13 protein-coding genes are annotated in these 19,426 nt (G+C 69.8%); 4 read left to right on the top strand and 9 right to left on the bottom strand.

Features of this window, described 5'->3' with window-relative positions; all coding sequences use genetic code 11:
* Window position 1 precedes the first annotated feature (1 nt).
* The 9 genes from GPA04_RS01600 to GPA04_RS01640 all read right to left on the bottom strand — a co-directional run bounded on the left by GPA04_RS01600 (window position 2) and on the right by GPA04_RS01640 (window position 13,126).
* The gene (locus GPA04_RS01600; protein WP_156221646.1) at window positions 2–1,870 is read right to left on the bottom strand and encodes a hypothetical protein; all 1,869 of its coding nucleotides are present in this window, start codon (window positions 1,868–1,870) and stop codon (window positions 2–4) included.
* Window positions 1,867–2,814 carry a beta propeller repeat protein gene (locus GPA04_RS01605; protein WP_156221648.1) on the bottom strand — a complete coding sequence of 316 codons (948 nt, stop codon included), beginning with the start codon at window positions 2,812–2,814 and terminating at the stop codon, window positions 1,867–1,869. Before GPA04_RS01605 ends, GPA04_RS01600 begins: the two co-directional genes overlap by 4 nt.
* Window positions 2,811–4,943: a heparinase II/III domain-containing protein gene (locus GPA04_RS01610; RefSeq protein ID WP_156221650.1), complete on the bottom strand. Its 2,133-nt coding sequence runs from the start codon at window positions 4,941–4,943 to the stop codon at window positions 2,811–2,813. The genes GPA04_RS01605 and GPA04_RS01610 overlap by 4 nt, the downstream gene beginning before the upstream one ends.
* Before the next feature lie 77 nt (window positions 4,944–5,020).
* Window positions 5,021–6,664, bottom strand: coding sequence for an extracellular solute-binding protein (locus GPA04_RS01615; protein ID WP_156221652.1), 1,644 nt, complete (start codon window positions 6,662–6,664; stop codon window positions 5,021–5,023).
* 94 nt (window positions 6,665–6,758) lie between these two features.
* Complete coding sequence (locus tag GPA04_RS01620) at window positions 6,759–7,604, bottom strand: carbohydrate ABC transporter permease (protein WP_241680525.1); 846 nt, start codon at window positions 7,602–7,604, stop codon at window positions 6,759–6,761.
* Window positions 7,605–7,686: 82 nt separating this feature from the next.
* Window positions 7,687–8,706, bottom strand: a complete 1,020-nt coding sequence (locus GPA04_RS01625; RefSeq protein ID WP_156221656.1) for an ABC transporter permease — start codon at window positions 8,704–8,706, stop codon at window positions 7,687–7,689.
* A 107-nt stretch (window positions 8,707–8,813) separates the two neighbouring features.
* A complete protein-coding gene (locus GPA04_RS01630; protein ID WP_156221658.1) occupies window positions 8,814–11,198 on the bottom strand; it encodes an alpha-L-rhamnosidase in 2,385 nt (794 codons plus the stop codon).
* A 57-nt stretch (window positions 11,199–11,255) separates the two neighbouring features.
* The gene (locus tag GPA04_RS01635; protein WP_156221660.1) at window positions 11,256–11,960 is read right to left on the bottom strand and encodes a PIG-L deacetylase family protein; all 705 of its coding nucleotides are present in this window, start codon (window positions 11,958–11,960) and stop codon (window positions 11,256–11,258) included.
* The gene (locus GPA04_RS01640; RefSeq protein WP_156221662.1) at window positions 11,957–13,126 is read right to left on the bottom strand and encodes a mandelate racemase/muconate lactonizing enzyme family protein; all 1,170 of its coding nucleotides are present in this window, start codon (window positions 13,124–13,126) and stop codon (window positions 11,957–11,959) included. The genes GPA04_RS01635 and GPA04_RS01640 overlap by 4 nt, the downstream gene beginning before the upstream one ends.
* A 129-nt stretch (window positions 13,127–13,255) precedes the next feature.
* Between GPA04_RS01640 and GPA04_RS01645 the strand changes: the two genes are divergently transcribed.
* From GPA04_RS01645 to GPA04_RS01660, 4 genes are read left to right on the top strand one after another with little or no spacing between them, the layout of a single operon-like run.
* A complete protein-coding gene (locus GPA04_RS01645) occupies window positions 13,256–14,236 on the top strand; it encodes a carbohydrate ABC transporter permease (protein ID WP_241680526.1) in 981 nt (326 codons plus the stop codon).
* Window positions 14,233–15,102, top strand: a complete 870-nt coding sequence (locus tag GPA04_RS01650) for a carbohydrate ABC transporter permease (protein ID WP_156221666.1) — start codon at window positions 14,233–14,235, stop codon at window positions 15,100–15,102. The genes GPA04_RS01645 and GPA04_RS01650 overlap by 4 nt, the downstream gene beginning before the upstream one ends.
* A gap of 22 nt (window positions 15,103–15,124) precedes the next feature.
* Window positions 15,125–17,251: a DUF6259 domain-containing protein gene (locus GPA04_RS01655; protein ID WP_156221668.1), complete on the top strand. Its 2,127-nt coding sequence runs from the start codon at window positions 15,125–15,127 to the stop codon at window positions 17,249–17,251.
* Window positions 17,238–19,421 carry a DUF6259 domain-containing protein gene (locus GPA04_RS01660; RefSeq protein ID WP_156221670.1) on the top strand — a complete coding sequence of 728 codons (2,184 nt, stop codon included), beginning with the start codon at window positions 17,238–17,240 and terminating at the stop codon, window positions 19,419–19,421. The genes GPA04_RS01655 and GPA04_RS01660 overlap by 14 nt, the downstream gene beginning before the upstream one ends.
* Window positions 19,422–19,426 lie beyond the last annotated feature (5 nt).

Genomic DNA, 19,426 nt, shown 5'->3' on the forward strand with positions numbered 1-19,426 from the left:
GTCATCCTCTTCTCGGCCCGCGGTCGCGGGCAGGTTCGGTCGGAGCGGGCTGGGGCACGCGCGGTGCTGCCTGCCCGTGGTCGTGGTCCTGGGTGGTGAGCGAGGCGAAGTCCAGCACGCGTTCCAGGTCACCGTGCCGGATGCTCACCCGTCCCGACCCCAGCGTGCTGGTCATGTGGGTGCCCTCGAAGAGCTGCCAGGAGGACGGGTCGTCGGCGGCGCCCTCGATCAGGGTGGCGCGACCGTGCTCGGCCTCGATGCGCCGGTTCCGCAGCGTGGTCATGCGCACCCAGGGGCGGGGCTCGACACCGTGCTCGAAGGCGCAGGCGTCGACCGCGTCGGCGAACGCCTCGAGGCTCTCGTGGTCGGAGGCGCGCGCGACCTGGACCACCGTTCCGGTGCGGCGGTGGCGTGTGACCAGAAGCCGGCTCTCGGTCTCACGCGCCGAGGCGGGATCCCAGGGCGTCGGCCACGTCCGGTGCGGTGCGACGTCGTACGGGGTCAGCACCCGGAGCGCGACGAAGGCGTCCCCACCCCGGCCGACCAGCCACCCGGTCGGTGTCGTCGTGACATCGCGCAGGTCCTTGGACAGGAAGGTGTTGACGTGCGGGTGCGGGGAGTCCTCGGGGATCGCGTACAGGGCGACGACGGTGTCGAGGTCCTGCGAGACCTCCTCGTAGGGGGAGACGCCGATCAGCTTGTCGGGCTCGAGGTAGGAGGGCTTGCCCTCGAACGGGATGCTCAGCGCCATCGGCTCGGGCGGGCTGCTGAAGAACTTCTGCAGGACGGCGCCGCTGTGGTGCGGATGCGTCGAGAACAGCGTGGGGTGCATCCCGCGGGGGTCGGTCTCGTGCCACGTGACGTCCCAGGCGTGGCCCTGGATGGCGTCGGAGAGCCCGCCCTGGGTGGACCCGACGGCGTACTCGGGCCTCAGGTACTGCGTCTTGCAGACCGAGCGGAACTCGACGTCGCTGCCCCTCAGCATCCGCCGCGAGCGGGCGCGGTCGCGCTGCAACCGCTCGGCGGGCGGTGACACCGCGATCCGCCGGATCACCTCCGGAGGACGGTAGGTGTGTGCGAGCTGCGCGAGCGCTGTGCCCCACCAGTCGTCCAGGCTCGAGGGGGGATGCGTGGTCCCGAAGAGCAGCCAGGAGTACAGCGAGGCCATCGCGCTCCACCGCTCGACGACCGAGACGTCGTCGGTCCGGGAGTTCGGACCGCGCAGCACACCGTGCAGGCTGACGGTCGCGAGCTCGGCGAAGAGGAAGTCGAGCATCATGCGGGCCGCGTCGGCGACCTCCGGCTCGCGTGCCCACGCCACCAGCATCAGCAAGGGGACCGCGTACTCGGCGACGTAGTGCGTCGGGTTGTACTCGGACTGCCCCAGTCGCGTCGCGCCATGGATCCAGACCCCGAGCCACTCCTTGGCCTCGGCCATGTTCTCGGCCGAGGTGAGCCCGTTGTTCCAGCTCATCCGGTCGTCGTCGTACTCCTGAGCGGCCAGGTACAGGGACGCGTGGTAGAGCACCCAGTGGTTCTCGGTGTCACCGCGCTGCTGCCGGACGGTCTCCCACGAGCGGGCGATCCGGTCCAGGGTGTCCGGCGCGAGGTGCTGGCGTGCACCGTACGTCAGCATGACGAGCGGCATCATCCAGAACGGCCCGGTACCCGGGTGCTCGAGGTTGGTGATGACCGCCGCGTTGCACGCGTCGACGTCGCGACCTGCGCGCAGCAGCATCGCCACCTCGGCCAGGTTGGCCCCGGCGATGTCGGCGTCGTCGGGGAACCGGCGCGCCGTCGCCTCGACGAGCACTTCGAGTCGATCCTCGTAGCTGGTGCTCGACCAGTCCTGCCGGTCCTGCGTGCTCATGCTGACACCCCGATCACGAAGGCCCGGACCTCGGACCCTGCCATGCCGCCGTGCTCCCAGCTGAGCCCCAGGTCGGTCGAGGTGTGGAGCCCGCTCCCGTAGGTCGCGAGGAACAGCGCACCGCTGCGGGGCTCGACTCCGACCCGATGTGCGCGCACGGGACCGGGGAGGTCGGGCCGGCTCTGTCGCCAGCGCTCGCCGCCGTCCTCGCTCAGCCAGAGCCCGTGGTCGTGGTCGACGACGGCGACCAGACCGCGGTGCACCTCCGCGGTCGTGACGTCGTACAGCGTGCTCGTGGGGCCCGGCAAGGACACCTGCCGCCAGCGCTCACCGGCGTCGTCGGAGCGCCAGAGCCCGTCCTGCTCGGTCGTGGCGAACCAGCGCTCGCGCACCAGGGCGTCCTGGACGACGGCCGTGGTCGTCGCCCTGGTCGGCACCCGCAGCCACCAGCGACGACCGGCGTCGCGGGTGGCGTAGAGACCGGACTCGCAGGCCGCGAAGGCGAACCCCGGTCGATCGCGATCGACCGCCACCGCCTGGGTGTAGCGGCCACGCACCGGCAGCCCGTCCTCACGCCGGGTCCAGGTCCGTCCGCCGTCCGGGGAGTGCCCGATGCCGTCCGGCAGGGCGAGGTAGACCTCGTCGGGTCGGCTCGGGTCGAGCGCCAGACCGCGGGCGTCGGTGAAGCGCCACGAGTTCATGATCCGCCAGCTCGCGCCGCGGTCCTGGCTTCGCCACATGCCGTTCTGCGCGCTCGTCACGACGACAGCAGGGTCGCGAGGATCGATGACGAGGCCGGTGATCGTGGTGTCGTCGGCGCCCCAGTGGCGCCAACGCGTAGCCGCGGCGTCGTAGCGGTAGGTGCCGCTGAGGAACGCCGCCTGGGCGCCGACGACGTAGTGCTGCGTGCGATTGACGCACATGTGGAGCTCGGGCGTGCTCATCGGCCTGCCTTGCTGTGGTCGGGGACCGCGATGTCGACCAGCCAGGGCCGCAGCAGCACCTGCAGAGGGGCGCCGGTCCGCCCACCGTCGCTACGCACCGTGGTCCCCGGCACCTCGTCGCTGCAGCCACGCAGCTCCCAGCACTCGACGCCGTCGCCCAGCGTGACCACGATCCTGCCGTCAGGTACCGTGCTGACGTCCTGGACCGCCCCGCCGGAGTCGATGACGGTGACGAACGTGGTCTCCTCGGCGGCGGCCGACCGGAGCACCATCGTCTGCTCCTCGTCGAGGTGCGCGCCGGGGCACTCGGTCACCAGCGTGCGGCTGCCCGGGGGGTCGAGAGCCCAGAGTCGCGTGGTCACGCCGTCGACGGTCCAGCTGCCCTGCCAGGGTCCCGCCGGCAGCTCACGCACCGAACGAAGGTAGTCGCGCTGGGTGTCGCCGAGAGGCTGCCAGTCGGAGGACTCGAGCGGTGAGGACGCCGTCGTCAGCTCGCCACGCAGCCGCCAGCCCAGGTCGACCCGGGCGCGCGAGGGCACCCGGGTCGAGACGATGTCGACGAGGTAGCCGTGCTGTGACCACAGCACCACCCGCCGCATGCCGGCGTCCTCGTACTCGGGCGGGAAGGGCAGCCGCGGCTCGTGCAGCCAGGAGCCGGCGTCGGCGCGGTCGAGGTCGGACCAGGTCACCCCCGCGTCGAGCACCGCCGCGGCGCCCGGGCGTGCGGCATGGGGCGCGGAGAGCAGCGTCCCAGCCGCGGGCGGCTGCGAGAGCCCGGCGATCGTGGCCGTGTTGTGCGAGAGCGTCTGCCGGATCCACGGGCCCTGCAGCGGGGAGTTGTAGGCGGGGGAGCCCAGGTCCGGTGCCACCCGGACGCCGCGCACGTGGAGGTCGAGCTGCAGCTTGTCAGGATGTCCGTGACCACCGCCGTGCGGGCCGAACTTGAGCAGCAACGAGCGGTCGTCATCGGCGAGCACCGCGTATCCGCTGGCCTCGTGGACGCCGCGGGTCGGCGGCAAGGGGTGCGACCCGTTCAGCAGCTCGGGCGCAGGGCCATGGCTGAGCGCCTCCGGGTCCGTGCGAGGGACACCGGCGCCGTAGAGCGCCCCGAGCAGCGCCAGCACCGAGTCCGAGCTCCAGATCGTCCACGCCAGCTCGTACAGCGGGGTGTACTGGGCCACCCCGTTGGTCTCGGAGATGTCGAACCAGCCGTCGTTGAGCGCCGCCAGGCTGAGATCGGGCCGCAGCATCGTCAGCGGGGTGTCGACCATGGCGCGCACGCGTGCGGAGTCCACGAGAGCCGGGTGCGACCGGCGAAGCGCGCGGCATGCCAGCGCGACGGCGGTCAGCATGTAGAAGTGGTAGTGGGGCGACCCCTCGGACCACCAGCCGTCCTCGCGGATGCCCGCGTCCAGCTGGGCCTGCAGGCCGTACGGCCCCGTGATCGCGGCGGCCACCAGATCGTCACGTCCGGCCACGGCCGCGAGGTTGATCTGGCTCGCGAGGTGCCAGCACTCGATGTTGTGGATCTTGCCCATCAGCTCGCCCGTGACCTGGTCGAGGACCTGGCCGAGCAAGGTGTCGGCGGTCGAGCGCTCGGCGTCGCTCAGCGCCGGGCGCAGGTCGTCGACGAGCCGGGCGAGCTTGATCCCCCAGACCGACTCCTCCAGGGCGGTGCCGTGCACGCGTCCCAGCCCCACGATGCTCCCGTGCGGCTCGATCAGCGGGTAGCGGGCGGCGTACGCCTCCAGCACGTCGACGGCGAGCCGTCGGCAGCGCTCGTCACCGTTCGCCAGCCAGACCTCGGCGCACGCGAGCGCACCCTCGATGGCCTCGTTGCTGAGCCGGCTGCGCCAGGCGGCGTCCATGTGATCGCCCACGACGTTCTCGCCGTCGACGGGGCATCGGTGCTCATCCGGACGCGAGGCGTCGAAGCCCAGCGGCACCGAGTGCGTGGGGCAGTGGTAGTGGTGACCCCAACCGCCGCCCTCGGACGGGGGCAGCAACCGATCCCGGAGGGCGCGCTCGGCGCGGTCGGTGAGGGTGCCCCAGGCTTCGGCGAACGCAGGGTCGGTGTGTCGGGTCGTGAGCCGGTGGATCTCGTCGGGCGTGCGGAGGAGTCGGGGCATGGTCCTGAGGTGTCGGTCCGGTCATGGACGAGCCAGCCGGGTGACGCTGTGGGCGCCACCCGGCTGGTCGGGCGAGATCAGGAGGCGTTCTGCAGCGCCTCGGTGAGCTCGTCGCACATCTGGGTGCCACCGCCGCTGAGGTAGTTCTCGACCGCGCCGTCCCAGTCGCTGACCGGCTTGCGACCCGACACGATGTCGAGGCTGACCGCCAGGATCTCGGCCTCCAGCGCCGGCCCGTCACCGGAGCGGGTCTCGGAGTACAGACCGTACGCCGGGTCGGTCGCCGCGTTCTCGGTGAGCTGCTTCTGGTGCTCCTGCATCCGCTTGACCTCCTCGCCGAGGCCGGTGTAGTAGAGGTGCGCGGGACCGTCGATCAGGTACGCCTGACCCACGGCCGCCTCCGGTGCGGTCGCGGTGTCGGGGACCGGCACGCCGTCCTCCCAGTTGTAGTGGACACCTTCGACGCCGAACTTGCGGAAGAGGAACTCGGTGGTGCCGAACGGTGTCGCGAGGAAGTTCGCGATGTTGAGGATCGTCGGGATGCGCGCCGGGTCGGCGTTCGAGATCGCCGACAGGATGTTGTTGGGCTCGCCCAGCTGAGCCATGCCCTGCCCGTCGCCCTCCCAGTCGGGGATCTGCAGCATGTTGAGGTTGCCGGCCGGGACGCCGAGGCTGAAGAAGAAGCCTAGGAATCCTGAGTAGGTGTCCCACGTCATCGCTGTCTGCCCGGCGACGAGCCACTGCTTGCTCTGGTTGGCGTGCTGACCGATCGCGTCCGGGATCACCAGGCCCGAGGCGTACAGGTCACGCGCCGCCTCCAGCGCCTCCTTCTGCCCCTCGTGCGTGTACGCCGAGGTGAAGGTGCCGTTCTCCTCGATGAAGTAACGCGGGATCGAGAGCATCGAGCGCAGGTAGTCGAGCGGGTTCGCACCGATCGCCCAGCGCGTGCCGTCGGTCTTGGTCAGCTCGACGCACATCGAGCGGAACTCCTCGTAGCTGGAGGGGCTCGCGGGGACGCCGACCTCGTCGAAGATGTCCTGACGGTTGGTCATCACCCACGTGGAGGTCAGGCCGCGCGGGATGGGCAACGTCATGATCTTGCCGTCGAAGATGCAGCCCTTCCACGAGTCCGACGGGATGTTGGCCAAGGCCGGGTAGTCGTTGATCGCGTCGCCGGCCAGGTGCTCGGTGAGGTCGGCCGCGGCGGCGTCGAGCAGCTGGCCCATGCCGGCGTACTGGAACGGGATGGGGAACATGTCCGGCAGGTCCCCGGAGGCCAGCAGCGTGGGGAACTTGGTGGCGTAGTCCGGCGTGAGGGACAGGATCGGCTCGTAGGGGCTGCCGAGCTGCTCCTCCAGCGCCTGCCAGAACCGGTTCTGGTCGCGTCCGGGCACGTTCTCGTGCACGAACGACCACACCTTGAAGGGCTGTCCGTCGCCGGGGGTGTCGCTGAGCATCTGGATCGGCTCGGGGAACGTGGTCGACCCTGAGGTGAACCGACCGACCTCGCCCGGCAGGTCGTAGGTGACACCCTCCCAGGGCGTGTAGGTCGGCATCACCGAGCCGCCGCCCCCGCCGGTGCCGCCGCCACCACCGCCGCCACCACCGCCACCTGTGCTCCCACCGCTGCCGGGCTGGGAGCAGGCGGCGACGGTGGTCGCCGTCAAGGCGCCTGCGAACCCGGCGAGAACGGAGCGACGGCTGATCGAGTGACGCGTCATGAGGGTGAACCTCTCTCTCGGTGGTGTGCCGATGTCAGCGTTGACAGTCGGCGCTAGGGGTGGTCTCAACTGCTGGGGTGAACGGATCTGGGGGTCAGCCCTTGACAGCTCCGGTGAGCATGCCCTTGGCGAAGTTCTTCTGCAGGAAGGGGTAGACGATGAGGATCGGGACGATGGAGATGACGAGGATGGCCATCGCCAGGGACGAGGGCGCAGCCATCTGCTCGATGAGGGAGACGTCGAGCGTGGTGAACTGCGAGTCGTCCACGACGAACGACCGCACGATCATCTGCAGCGGCCACTTGGTCGTGTCGTTGATGTAGATGAGCGCGTTGAAGAAGGCGTTCCAGTAGCCGACGGCGTAGAACAGCCCGATCACGGACAGCGAGGCGCGTGAGAGCGGGAGCACGATCATCGTGAGGATCCGGCGCTCACCCGCACCGTCGATCTTGGCGGCGTCGAAGAGCTCCTCGGGGATGCCCAGGAAGAAGGCGCGCAGCACGATGACGTTGAACCCGCTGACGGCGGTCGGGAGGATCAGCGACCAGATCGAGTCGATGAGTCCGACCTGCTTGACCACCAGGAACGTCGGGATGATGCCGGGGGCGAAGAACAGCGTGACGAGCACCGTCCAGAGCATCGCGCCGCGACCGCGCAGACCCGGTCGGGCCAGGGCGTAGGCGAGCATCGCGGAGGCCGTCAGCGAGATGAGCGTCCCGACGACGGTGACGAAGGCGGAGATCCACATCGCACGCGTGACCGCGCCGCCCTCGAGAACCTGCACATAGGCCTGGAAGGAGAGGGTCTCGGGCCACAGCACGATGCCGCCGCTGGCGTTGACCTGCGAGCGGGGCGCGAGCGAGGTCGAGACGATCGACAGGAACGGGATCAGCACCAGCAGCGAGACGCCCAGGAGCGCGATGCCGTTCATGATGCGCATCGGCATCGACGGTGCCGGTTGGCCGTTGTCCAGGACCGGGCGACGGCGTTGCTGGTTCACGGGCCGCGTGGGCCGGGCTGCGTCAGTGTGAGACACGTCGGTACACACCGTCCTCTCCGAAGATGTGGGCGACCTTGTTGGCCCCGAGCACGATCGCGACCGAGATGATCGACTTCATCAGGCCGACGGCCGCCGCCATGCCCCAGTCGCCACCGATGAGGCCGTTGTTGTAGACGTAGGTGTCGAGGACCTCGGAGGCGTCTCGCCCGACGGCGTTCTGCTGCAGGATGATCTGCTCGAAGCCCACGCTGAGTGCGTTGCCCAGCTTGAGGATCAAGAGCATGATCACGATCCCCTTCAGACCGGGCATCGTGATGTGCCACAGCTGCCGCATCCGGCTCGCGCCGTCCACGGAAGCCGCCTCGTAGAGGTTGCGGTCGATCTGGGCGAGTGCGGCGAAGAACAGGATCGCCGCCCAGCCGGCGTCCTTCCAGATCACCTGGGCGGTCACCAGGCTGATGAACAGGTCCGGGTTCGTCATGATCTCGAGGGGCCTGCCTCCGGTGGCCCGCAGGATGTGGTTGATCACCCCGGCTGCCCCGAAGACCTCCTGGAACACGGCGACGACGATCACCCAGGAGAGGAAGTGCGGCATGTACACGATCGCCTGCACGGTCTGCCGGAGCCGCTGCGACATCATGCTGTTGAGCATCAGCGCGAGCACCAGCGGGGCCGGGAACACCAGCACCACCTGCACGAACGTGATGATCAGGGTGTTGGTCAGTGCCCGGTAGAAGTCCTGGTCGGCCAGCGCATCGGTGAAGTTCTCCCACCCGACCCAGGGGGACTCGAGGATCCCGATGAAAGGCAGGTAGGACTTGAAGGCGATGATGTTGCCCAGCAGCGGCACGTAGTGGAACAGCACCAGCAGGAGCAGCCCCGGGAGCGCGAAGAGGTACAGCACCGAGGATGGTCGCGTGATCGTGCTGGTGCGCTTGCGCGACCGCGCGGGTGGCCTGGTGCCGGCGCTCCACGCCGCGGGCGCGTCGGGGCCGGGGAGCTGTTCCTGCTCCGGTGGGGATGTCGTGCTGGGCGATGTCATCGTTGACCTACTCCTTGGGGACGACGTGATTCAAGCACCGTCTGTCACGAAGCGCAACCGATTGTTCATCGCGCCTGGTCACAGGTCGGTCACAGCCCGATCGACCGTCAGCACCACCCGGGGACAGCAGGAGCCGAGGGCGGTACCCAGCCCGGTGACCAGGGTGCGACGATCTCGTGGTCGCCGGCGGGAAGCTCGAGCAGCGGCCACGGGTCGGGTGAGAGCACGCGGGCGTGACGGGCGTCGATGGCGTCCGGTTCCGTCGTCGGGACGGCCACCCGGCACCCGGCGGGTGAGGTGACCCGGAGCTGGATCGATTCCCCGTCCGTGCGCCAGGCGCTCGCCAGCCGACCGGCCGGGCTGAGCCGCTCCGCGGCGGCCTGCGTCAGGGCGGCACCGGGGTAGGGGCGGATCGTCACGTCGTCCCAGCCGATGACGCCGGGCCGTAGCCCCGCCACGTACTCGTGCAGCCACTCGGCGACCGAGCCGAGCGCGTAGTGGTTGAGCGAGTTCATGAACGGCGTCTGGAACCCGACGTCCTCCCGCCAGCCGTCCCATCGCTCCCAGATGGTCGTCGCGCCGCGGTCGACGGCGTACAGCCACGAGGGGTAGTCGCGCCGCAGCAGCAGCGCGTAGGCCACGTCGAGCGACCCCGTCTCGCTCAGCGCCGGTAGCAGGAACCGGGTGCCGTGGATCCCGGTGGTGAGCGCCGTGCCGTTGCCGGTGACCGCCTCTCGGAGGCGTGCTCCCAGCTCCGCCCGCGTGGGGTCGTCGACCAGCCGGCCCATGATGGCCATGGCCAGCACGGTCTGGCTGCCTCGCCCCGGGCCGCCGGCCAGCAGCGCCTCGGCGAACGGGTCGCGGATGGCGGCGGCGGAGGCGCTCCAGCGCTCGACGTCGTCCGCCCGGTCCAGAGCCCGGGCCGCGGCCGTCATGGCGTCAGCGCAGAGCGCCCAGTGCGCCGTCGCGAACAGCGCCTTGTCCGTCGGGTCGTCGAGGTTCAACCAGTCTCCGTAGCTGCGGCTGAGCGCGCGCGACCGGTAGTGGTCCGGGTTGTTCCGCTCCAGGTGGTCCATGAACGCGGACATCGCGGGATAGTGCGCCTCGAGGGTGGCCCGCGGCCCGCCGTACCGGTGATGGCGCCAGGGCACCAGCACCCCGGCGTCAGCCCAGGCCGGCGCTCCTTCGGCGTCGACGACGACTCGCGGGGCGACGTCGGGAAACGCGCCGTTGGGGTGCTGCCCGTCGCGGACGTCGACGAACCAGGAGGCCAGGTAGTCATCCATGTCCAGGCTGAAGAGCATCGTGGCGCTGATGGCGCTCGCGTCGCCCATCCATCCCAGCCGCTCGTCGCGCTGCGGGCAGTCCGTGGGAGCGCCGACCAGGTTGTTCCGAATGGTGCGGAGCACGTTGTCGTGCAGCGTGTTCACCGTCTGGTCGCTGCAGCTGAAGCTCCCGACGGTGCTCACGCGGGGCCCGATGACCAGGCCGCTGACGTCGTCCGGCGTCACGGTGCCCGGGTACCCCACGATCTCGACGTACCTGAAGCCGTGGAACGTGAACTCGGGATCGAACACCCACTCGGTGTCCGTGATGACCGCGATGTCGTGCGCCAGCGCTGCGCGCAGGTTCTCCGTGTACAGGGTGCCGTCGCCGTTCAGCGCCTCGCCGTGGCGCAGGTGGATGTGGGCACCTGCGGGCCGTGCGGCGCTCGCCGCGGGGATCCTGAGGCGGACGCGGCCGACGATGTTGACGCCGAGGTCGATGAGTGTGGTGCCGGGCGCGATCGTGGTGATCGCCGTAGGCGTGAGGACGTCGGTGACGACGAGGTCCGGCGCGACCTGCGGCTCGAAGCGTGCCGACGGTGGGTCCGTCACCACCGCGGGAACGGCGCCCGGCTGGTCGGCCGCGGGGTCGTGCCAGCCCGCCGGTTCGCGGCGTGGGTCGGTCATCTGGCCGAGCATCGGGTCGGCATGGAGTGTGCCTCCGTCGCTGACCACCCAGCCATCGTCGGTGACGTGGCGGATGACCGCTCCGTCCGCGGTGCGCATCTCGAGCTCGCCGATGACGCTGGTGTGCTCGCCGTAGTGTCGCGCGCGTCGCCCGGCGTCCATCCCGAGGAACCCGGAGAACCAACCGGGTCCGAGCTCGACGGACCAGACCTGGGGCCCGGGTGCGAGGTGGGCGGTGACGTCCACCGTCCGGTAGGTGATCCGGTGGTGGTAGTCGGTCCAGCCGGGGGCGAGCTGGACGTCGTCGACCCGGCGTCCACCCAGACGAGCGACATAGACCCCGCGCGCGCTCATGCGCAGCGTGGCGGACACGAGCTGCTCGGGGATCTCCACGACGCGGCGCAGCAGCAGCGCCGGTTCGCCGGAGATGAGCGCCATCGGGGTGTCCTGCGGTCCCGATCGCGGGTCGAACTCGGGCACGTAGAGCGGGTCTCGCCCGATCCACCGCGCGCTCGGGTCCAGGGGGTGGGGGGAGCTCACGTGAGGGTCCTGTCTGCTAAGTGGGGTGCGACGGTGGTGGGTCGGTTGCTGTCCTGCTCAGGGGAGCAGCCGGTAGTCGGCCACGAAGCCTTGGATCTGGTAGCCGACGAAACCCTCGGCGTAGCGGGTACCGGACTGCAAGCCACGGAGGCGGGACAGCACCATCGAGGCCTCGGCGAAGTCATCCTCGAAGAACTCTCCCATCCACGCGCGCTGGCTCACGTGGGTGTTGATGAGGCTCGCCTTCTGCTCGGCGTGCTCGCTGATGTCGACGTAGGCCTCCGGGTCGAACCGCAGACCGGCGGCGATGTCCCAGAAGAACAACGAGGGCGCCTTGGTGATCGGGGGCACGTCCGACGGATGCAGGTTGCCGCCGAGCGAGAGCATGAGGTCCGCGACCAGCTTGCCCGTGACCGCGTGGTCGGTGCTCATGTCCCAGGGCGGGTTGGTGAGGATCACGTCCGGGTTCGCCCAGCGGATCGCGGAGCGCACCGCACGCCGCGTCTGCGGGGTGTCGTGAAGGCCCTGGTCGTCGAAGCGGAGGAACCGCACCTCCGCGTCGTAACCGCGGGCGGCGACCAGCTGCTCCGCCTCGCGGGTGGCGGCGACCTCGGCGGTGGTGGGGATGACGTTTGAGCCGGCGTTCCCGCTCGTGGTGAGCGCCAGGAAGATCCGGTGCCCGGCTGCCCGGTACCTGAGTAGCGTTCCCGAGCAGAAGCACTCGATGTCGTCGGGGTGCGCGCCGACGGCGAGGATGTTCATGCGTCAGTCCGATCGGGTCGTCCGAGGGTGGTCTGAGGAAACCGCGCCAGCGCATCGGTGTCGAGGGTGATCCCGAGGCCGGAACCGGCGGGGATCGCGAGCATCCCGTCGGGTTCGAGCGACATCGTGCCGTCGAGGAGCTCGGTCATGTAGTCGCCGGAGTCGACGTACTCGATCTGCCGGCAGTGCGGCAGCGCGGAGGCCAGCTGGAGGTCGGCGGCGAGCCCGACGACGTTGTTCCAGCCGTGCGGCACGTACTCGAGACCGGCGTCGTGCGAGGCCCAGCCGATCCGCCGTGCCTCCGACAGCCCGCCCACCTTGGTGGTGTCGGGCTGCACGACGTCGAGGCACCGGTCGGCGATGAGGCGGCGGTAGGACTGGCGGCGCGTCAGCACCTCACCCGTGGCGATGCGGACGGGGGAGTGCATGCGCAGCGTGCGATAGCCGTCGAGGTCGTCCGGGTCCAACGGCTCCTCGAACCAGTAGACGTCGTGGTCGGCGAGCAGCTGCGCGGTCCGGCGCGCCCAGGCGTGCCGGTGGGGCCAGAAGGCGGCGCTCCCCCCGGCGTCGATCATCAGCCGTCCGTCGCCGACGGCGTCCCGCGCCACCCGGACCAACCTCTCGTCGGTCGCGACCGACTCCCACCCGAACGGCTGCCAGCCGAGCTTCACGTCGAGGTAGCCCTTCTCCCGTGCTGCCGTGACGACGTCCCACGTGTGCTCGGCGGTGCCGAAGGGGAGCGAGGCGTAGGGGCGCACCCGGTCCCGGTAGCGACCGCCCATGAGAACGCCGATCGGTTGTCCGCACACTTTGCCCCACAGGTCCCAGAGCGCGATGTTGACGGCGCTGATCACCGTGGTCAGCGCGCCGCCGCGGCCCTGCCAGTACGCACGCTGGTGCAGCTGCTCGGTACGCCGCTCCGGCTCGTCCACGCTGGTGCCGATGAACCACGGGGCGAGCAGCTCCATCGCGGCCGCCGCCAACCCGAGACTGGTGTACGCAGCTCCGTAACCGACCAGCCCGTCACCCGTCTCGAGGACCAGCAGCGTCTGCCGGCTCTCCTGCTCGTGCACGTCGTCACCCCAGGCGGCGCCCGTGTCGCGGCCCTGCAGGCCGATCAGCCGGGCGCCGATGATCGTGACGTCGGAGCCCGTCGCGGTGTCCATGCGGCTGACCGTAGGGAGCCCACCTACAGATTGTCAACCATACGATGTGTGGTGAGTCAGACACCTGATTGTTGACAAACCTGAGGTCCGGGTCTACGTTCGGCGCACCGATCGTCGATGGGAGCGTCCGTGGCCGTTGTCGCAACACCGCCCGAGCGCCGACCCGCGTCCGGACCGGACGGCGCGAGCACCGAGCCGAGGCCTGCGTCCCGGCGAGAGCGGCCGCGCGGGCTGGCACGCATCGAGGCTCGCAACAGCTACCTGTTCATGCTGCCCGCGGTGCTCGGATTCCTGCTCTTCACGCTCGGCCCCATGATCTTCAGCCTCGTCATGAGCTTCATGGACTACGGCGTCATCACCGCGCCGCAGTGGGTCGGCCTCGACAACTGGCGACGGGCGCTGTTCGAGGACCCGCTGGTCTGGCAGTCGCTGCGGGTCACCCTCTACTACGCGGTCGGCTCGGTCGTGCTCACCTCGGTGCTGGCGTTCCTGGTGGCGCTCCTGATGAACCAGCCGATCGTCGGGCAACGCGTGTTCCGCACCATCTACTACATGCCCTCCGTCATCAGCGGCGTGCCGGTCGCGATCCTGTGGACCTGGATCTTCAACCCGACGATCGGCGTGATCAACACCGCGTTGCGCTGGGTCGGCATCGAGGGGCCGCGGTGGCTCACCTCGCCGGAGTGGGTGATCCCCGCACTGATCCTGATGTCGAGCTGGAGCATCGGCGGCGCGATGGTCATCTACCTCGCCGGGTTGCAGGGCGTCCCGAACGAGCTCTACGAGGCCGCGCAGCTGGACGGCGCGGGCGCGGTGCGCCGAACCCTCAGCATCACGCTGCCGATGGTCTCTCCGGTCATCTTCTTCAACCTCGTGATGAGCATCATCGGCTCGCTCCAGGTCTTCACCCAGGCCTATGTGATGACCGAGGGCGGCCCGATCAACTCGAGCCTGTTCGCCGTGCTCTACATCTACCGCAACGCCTTCTTCTACTTCCAGATGGGCTATGGCAGCACGCTCGCCTGGATCCTCTTCCTCGTCATCGGTCTGCTGACACTGCTGGTCTTCCGTTCCCAGCGGATCTGGGTGCACGAGGAGGCGCAGTCGTGACCGACGTGCTGGAACGGCCGCGGGTCACCGGTCGCCGACGCTGGACCGCGGGCAGGGTGGTCGCGCAGCTGATCGTGCTCCTCGGAGCCGCGATCATCCTCGTCCCGTTCCTGTGGATGCTGCGCACCGCGGTCATGCCCCTGGAGGATCTCTTCAGACTTCCCGTCCAGTGGCTGCCGACCACGGTCGAGTGGAGCAACTTCGCCGAGGCGTGGGTGCGTGGCAAGGTCGGTCGCTACGCGCTCAACAGCTTCATCGTCGCCGGGCTGGCCACCCTCGGGACCGTGGTGACCGCCTCAATCAGTGCCTACGGGTTCGCCTACCTGCGCTCGCGGTGGCGCTCGGCGCTCTTCGCGATGGTGCTGAGCGGCCTGATGATCCCCGGCATCGTGACGCTCGTCCCGACCTACGTGATCTTCCGCGAGCTCGGCTGGCTCAACACCTGGATGCCGCTCATCGCACCGTCGTGGTTCGGTGGCGGCGCCTTCAGCGTGTTCCTTCTCCGCCAGTTCTTCCGCACCATCCCGCGGGAGCTGCGCGAGGCGGCCACGCTCGACGGCGCCAGCGAGCTCCGCATCTACGCGCGCGTGATCGCGCCGCTGGCGATGCCGGCGCACGCCGCCGTCGCGATCTTCAGCTTCCTCGGGGTGTGGAACGACCTCTTCGGGCCGCTCATCTACATCAACGACGATGCGTTGCAGCTGCTCCCCGTGGGCCTGGCGGCCTTCCCCAACCCCCAGGGCGTCACGGCGTGGAACCTCATGATGGCCGGCGCCCTGATGGGGATGCTGCCGTGTCTCGTCCTGTTCTTCCTATTCCAGCGCTACTTCATCCAGGGCATCGTGACCTCCGGTCTGCGGGGCTGAGACCGTGAGAGAGCAGAACCTGATGACCGCACCGATCAGGATGGTCAACGAGGTCGTCGCGGTGGACCTCGACGAGCGCGGGGCCGTGCTGCAGCTGACCGATGCGCGGACCGGCAGCCCCGTCCGGGGTTCCGCGGTTCCCGCCGACAGCTGGAAGCTCGTCACCCTGACCGACGGATACCCCGTGCGGCACATCCGGGGACGTGACCAGGTGCCCGACGCCGTCGAGCGCGACGCGGACCAAGTCACCTTCCGCTACGACGCCGTCGAGCACGACGGCGAGCGGCTGGATATCCGGGTGGCGTACACCGTGCAGCTCGTCCAGGACGAGGTCCGGTTCTCGATGGAGATCGGCAACGGCGGCCGGTTCCGCATCCGGGAGGTCTGGTGCCCGGTGCTCACCGGCCTGGACGGCGCCTGGGGGCGAGCGCTCGACGCCCCAGCCGCCGACCTCTCGATGACGACGAGCAACTGGCAGCAGCCCGACGTGCTGCACCAGCCGCTGGCTCGGCAGGAGTTCACCTTCAACGTCGACGTGCTCGCCGAGGTCGCCCACTACCGCTACCCACGGCAGCTGAAGATGCAGTGGCTCGACCTCTCCGGCCCCGACCGCGGGTTGCTGCTCTACGTGCGCGACGCCGGCCTGACGACCACCAGCTTCCGGATCGAGAAGTACCCACCGGAGTTCGGTGACTTCACCGGCGCGCACCACTACCCGGAGGGGACCGAGCGTCACCTCACGGCCGCCGTGCAGCGACTGACCTCGATCGACCCGGGGGAGACCTGGCAGGGAGCACCGGTCGTGCTGCATCCCCACGACGGCGACTGGCACGCCGCCGCCAGCCGCTACCGCGCGTGGGCCAGGTCCGCCTACACGTGGTGCGACCGTCCGGACTGGCTGCAGGGGTTCACGGGCTTCCAGCACCTGCTGGGCAAGACCCACCTCAACGAGACCTACTTCACCTTCGACCGGTTCGCCGAGACGTTCGCGCAGACCCAGCCGCGCGACGGCATCAACGTCCTGATGACCTACGGGCACGAGCACCGCGGCTGCGAGAGCGCCGACTTCGACATCCAGCCGGCTCAGTCGCTGGGCGGCTCGGAGGGCTTCGCCGAGCTGGCGCGGCGGGTGCACGCGCAGGGCGGCCGGGTGATGATCATGACCCATCGGCATGCTGCGCTGGCGACCGACGACCCGGCGACCGCGCTGTTCGCCGACTGGTTCGTGGTGACGCGCGAGGGTATGCCGCGTCAGGAGATCTGGCCCAAGACATCGCTGGAGTCCTACGGCCGCTCCATGCTGCGCACCTACGAGGCGACCGGTCCGATCTGGCAGCGCGTGTGCGCGTTCTCCGACTCCTGGTGGGAGACGTTCCTCGACCAGCTGCTGCAGCTGATCGACCTCGGCCTCGACGGCGTGCAGATGGATCTCATGGTGGACGAGGGGCCGATCTGCTACGCCACCGGTCACGGGCACAAGGCGGGTGCCCCGGAGGAGCAGCTGCGCAAGCTGGGGGAGCGCCTGGCCTGGTTGCGGCAGCGCGTCCAGGAGGTCAACCCGGACTTCACTCTCATGGGTGAGGAGTTCTCCGACTGGCTCTACCAGTACCTCGACGTGTCCTTCAGCCGCTACCCCGAGGCGTACGACGACCGGGGCACCCCGACCGGGGCGCGCATCTTCCGGTACGCGCTGCCTGAGCTGCTCGAGACGTGCTCGGTCGGCGCCTTCGCCTACGACCAGCTCAGCAAGGCGGTGATGACCGGTCGCGGCTTCGGCGTCGAGGTGCTGCTGATCAAGCGACCCATCCTCGACGACCCCGCGTTCCATCGCGCCATCGCCGAGGCCAACGCGCTGCGCATCGGCCTCGCCGACCTGCTGATGAGCGGCGGCTTCCAGGACACCGACGGCCTCAGCATCGAGGGGCGGGTCGAGCACGGCGTCCATCGGAGCGCGGCAGGCGTGGCCGTCGTCGTCGCCAACGTCACCGACCAGCCGCAGAGTTTCACGATCGAGCCGGGACGGCTGCCCGCCGCGCAGCTGCACCGACCGGGTGAGCCGCCGACGTCCTGGTCGAGCGGCCCGGTCGACCTCGAGCCCCACAGCTTCTGTGTCCTCACCATCAGGGAGCACGCCGATGTACCGGCCTGAGCGGATGACGCCGATCGAGATCGACGGCACCCCGGCGCAGCCGCCGGTCACCACGACCCTGCGTGCCGAGGGCATCGCGGTCGACCTCGACCGACGCGGCAGCGTGGTGCAGCTGACGAACCTGGCCAACGGCCGCACGGCGCGCGCCGACCACGAGCTGCCCGAGAGCTGGAAGCTCGTCGTGCAGTCCGACGGCTACCCGATCTGGCACGTGTGGGGATCCGACCAGGTGCCGCGCGAGGTCGTCGTCACCGAGACGACGGCGCGCTACCACTACGACCGGGTGGTGGCACGGGAGTCGGCCACGGCGCCCGCCACCACCTGGGTACCGATCGCCGTCACCTACGAGGTCCTGCTCGACGGCGACGAGGCGAGCTTCCGGCTGCACGTCGGGAACGAGCACAGCCACCGGGTCCGCGAGGTCTGGTGCCCGGTGCTGACGGCGCTGCAGGCCTGGGGGCAACCGGGGGAGGACCGTGCCGACCTGGTCACCAGCAACGCGGCGCAGCCGGACGTGCTGCACCACCGCCTCGCCGACCAGGAGTACATCTTCAACTCCGAGGTGCTGCTGGAGACCGCGCACTACACCTACCCGCGCAAGCTCAAGAGCCAGTGGCTCGACTACAGCGGGCCGGAGGACGGCCTGATGTTCTGGGTCGCCGACACCAGCCTCACCACGACCAGCTTCCGGGTGGAGAAGGCGCCGGCGGAGTTCGGTGACTTCACCGGGGTGCACCATCTGCCACCGGGTACACCGCACTACCTCAACATCGCGATCCAGCGACTGGTCGCGATCGACCAGGGCCAGGAATGGGAGGGCGAGACGACCCGTGTCCGCGCCCACCTCGGCGACTGGCACGCCGCGGCAGACCGCTACCGCTCGTGGGCGCGGGCCACCTTCAGCTGGCCGACCCGGCCCGCGTGGATGGCGGAGTTCACCGGGTTCCAGCACCTGCTCGCGAAGACCCACCTCGACGAGCGCTTCCACACCTTCGACGAGCTCGCCGCGATCATGGAGCAGACCTACCCGGTCGACGGCGTCGACGTGCTGATGGTCTACGGGCACGAGCACCGAGGAGCGGAGAGCGCCGACTCCGACATCCAGCCGGCCGACGACCTCGGCGGCGCGGCGGGCTTCGCGCGGATGTGCGAACGCGTCCACGCCGTCGGGGGCCGCGTCGTCGTGATGACCCATCGGCAGAGCTGCCTCGCCACAGATGACCCGCAAGCAGCACGCTTCGAACCGTGGGTTGTCGTCGACCGCGAGGGCACGCCGCGGCAGGAGGTGTGGCCCAAGACCACGCTGGAGTCGTTCTCCGAGTCCATGCTGCGCACCTACGAGGCAACCGGTCCGATCTGGCAGCGGATCTGCCCCTTCAGCGACGACTGGTGGGAAACCTTCACCGAGGAGCTGCGCAGCCTCGCACGCCTCGGGCTCGACGGCGTCCAGATGGACCTGCTCTGCGACGAGGCGCCGATCTGCTACGCCGACCACCACGGCCACACCCCCGGTGCCCCCGAGGAGCAGCTGCGCCGGCTGGACACCCGGCTGGCGGCCCTGCGCTCGCGGATGCAGGTCGAGTTCCCCGATTTCGTCCTGGCCGGTGAAGAGGTCCCGGACTGGATGCACCAGCACCTCGACTTCGCCTACGGGCGGCACTTCGACCCGCACAGCGCGCGCATCCAGGCGTACACGCTGCCAGAGCTGCTCGAGACCTGCGCCGTGGGAGCTTGGGGGTACGACCAGATCGGGAAGGCCGTGATGACCGCCCGCCCGGTCGACGTCGAGACCTGGTTCCTGCGTCGGCCGGTCTCCGCCGACCCCGCGTTCCACGCCTACCTCGCCGCGGCGCTGAAGCTGCGTCGAGAGCTGGCCGAGCACCTGGATCCCCACGACTTTCGTGACCATCACGGGATCGAGGTGACGGGCGACGTCGAGCACGCCGTCTTCGTCTCGCAGCACGGCACCGCCGTCGTGCTGCACAACAGCGGCGACGAACCGGTCGCGGCGCACCTGCCTGCCTGGGACTCCCGGGACCTGCTCGTGCACGCCCCGCAGTCGCCGCCTGCCCGGGTGCACGGATCCGCACCGATCCTGCTGGCCCCGCACCGGTTCGTCGTCGCACTCCGCGCCGTCTCGGACCATCCCTCCCCCTCGCACCACCAGTGAAAGGT

It is taken from the genome of Pseudactinotalea suaedae, from assembly GCF_009733815.1.
In the GTDB taxonomy this organism is placed as follows: Bacteria; Actinomycetota; Actinomycetes; order Actinomycetales; family Beutenbergiaceae; genus Pseudactinotalea; species Pseudactinotalea suaedae.

Excerpts from the sequence above, each read along its gene's own strand:
- GPA04_RS01660 (WP_156221670.1), top strand. The coding sequence starts at position 17,238 with ATGTACCGGCCTGAGCGGATGACGCCGATCGAGATCGACGGCACCCCG.
- GPA04_RS01605 (WP_156221648.1), bottom strand. The coding sequence starts at position 2,814 with ATGAGCACGCCCGAGCTCCACATGTGCGTCAATCGCACGCAGCACTAC.
- GPA04_RS01635 (WP_156221660.1), bottom strand. The coding sequence starts at position 11,960 with ATGAACATCCTCGCCGTCGGCGCGCACCCCGACGACATCGAGTGCTTC.
- GPA04_RS01640 (WP_156221662.1), bottom strand. The coding sequence starts at position 13,126 with ATGGACACCGCGACGGGCTCCGACGTCACGATCATCGGCGCCCGGCTG.
- GPA04_RS01625 (WP_156221656.1), bottom strand. The coding sequence starts at position 8,706 with ATGACATCGCCCAGCACGACATCCCCACCGGAGCAGGAACAGCTCCCC.
- GPA04_RS01610 (WP_156221650.1), bottom strand. The coding sequence starts at position 4,943 with ATGCCCCGACTCCTCCGCACGCCCGACGAGATCCACCGGCTCACGACC.
- GPA04_RS01620 (WP_241680525.1), bottom strand. The coding sequence starts at position 7,604 with ATGCGCATCATGAACGGCATCGCGCTCCTGGGCGTCTCGCTGCTGGTG.
- GPA04_RS01615 (WP_156221652.1), bottom strand. The coding sequence starts at position 6,664 with ATGACGCGTCACTCGATCAGCCGTCGCTCCGTTCTCGCCGGGTTCGCA.
- GPA04_RS01600 (WP_156221646.1), bottom strand. The coding sequence starts at position 1,870 with ATGAGCACGCAGGACCGGCAGGACTGGTCGAGCACCAGCTACGAGGAT.
- GPA04_RS01655 (WP_156221668.1), top strand. The coding sequence starts at position 15,125 with ATGACCGCACCGATCAGGATGGTCAACGAGGTCGTCGCGGTGGACCTC.